The following is a 1,443-nucleotide window of genomic DNA, read 5'->3' as shown; positions in this document are numbered from 1 at the left end:
GAGGAGGTCGAGCGGCTGCGCCTCGACAACAGCAACCTGCACGCCAGCAATCAGGCCTTGAAGGACGAGATCGCCCGGCTCAAGAACCTGCCGCCGCGCCCGCCGTTCAAGCCGTCCGGCCTGGAGAAAGCCACTCAGCCGCGGCTCGCCAAGCCGGGCCGGCGCCCCGGGCGCAGGGCCAAACGGGATCGGGTCACCCGCGAGGTCACGATCCGGGCCGAGGTCCCGGCGGGCTCGCGCTTCAAAGGCTACAAGACGGTGGTGCGCCGGGATCTCGTGTTGGCCGCCGAGGTGGTGCGCTACAAACGGGAACGCTGGGTGACGCCCGAGGGCCAGACCATCATCGCGCCGTTGCCAGCCGGGATCGCGGGCGGGTTCGGCCTCGGCGTGCGGCGGTTCTGTCTGGCCCTGCACACGCAAGGCCAAGTGACCACCGAGCGGCTCACCGATCTTCTGAATGGGATCGGCCTTGCCATCTCCAAGCGGCAAGTGGTGCGCCTGCTCACCACTGATCTGGAGCCGTTCGCGCAGGAAGACCACGCGATCCTGCAGGCCGGCCTGGTCTCCTCGCCTTACCTCACCGTCGACGATACTGGTGCGCGCCATGCCCGCCGTCCTGGTGTGACCACGCAGATCGGCGGCGAGCGCTTCACCGTGTTCCGCACCGGGCGGTCGAAATCGCGCCTGAACTTCCTGACGCAGCTGCGGGCCGGCTGTGACGACTACGTCGTCAACGAGGCGGCGCTGGATTATCTGCGCCGGCAGCCTGTCGAGGCCGCCGTGATCGCCCGGTTGACGAAGCTCCAGGGCCAAGTGTTCCGCTCGCAGATGGACTGGCTGGAGCATCTGGCCCGGTGCTCGATCAGCATCTTCGACCGGCCCCTGCTCCAGACACTGAACGAAGCCGCCACCTGGGGTGCGATCCGGCATCACGGGCTGATGGAGACCACCGTCGTGGTCTCCGATGATGCCGGCCAGTTCCGCGTCGCCAAGCATGCTTTGTGCTGGGTTCATGCGGAGCGGCACCTGCAGAAGCTGATGCCCGCCTCACCCAAGCAGGCCCAGGCGGTGGAACTGGTCCGCCAGGCGATCTGGTGTTTTTACCGCGGTCTGAAGCTGTGGAAGCAAAGCCCTGCACCGGGCAGGGAGAGAGTGTTTCGGCAGCAATTCGACAAGATTTTTGGACTACGCACGGGCTACAAGGATCTCGATGCGCTGCTGGCCCGGCTGGCGCGGCGCAAGGGCGAACTGCTGCGGGTGCTCGAGCGCCCGGAGATCCCGCTCCACACCAATGCGTCCGAGAATGACCTGCGCGCCTGCGTGATCAAGCGCAAGATCTCCGGCGGCACGATGAGTGTGGATGGCCGCCTGGCACGCGACGTGATGCTGGGCCTGCAGAAGACCTGCCGCAAGCTCGGGCTGTCGTTTTTCACCTATCTCGGG

General features: G+C 66.7%; 1 protein-coding gene. It reads left to right on the top strand.

Going from position 1 to position 1,443, the window contains the following annotated elements:
* A partial coding sequence (locus tag DC522_RS36685; protein ID WP_116532689.1) for a transposase occupies positions 1–1,443 on the top strand: 1,443 nt, incomplete at both ends.

The organism is Microvirga sp. KLBC 81, assembly GCF_003075415.1.
GTDB lineage: Bacteria > Pseudomonadota > Alphaproteobacteria > Rhizobiales > Beijerinckiaceae > Microvirga.
This window is presented reverse-complemented; position numbering and strand designations above follow the sequence as displayed.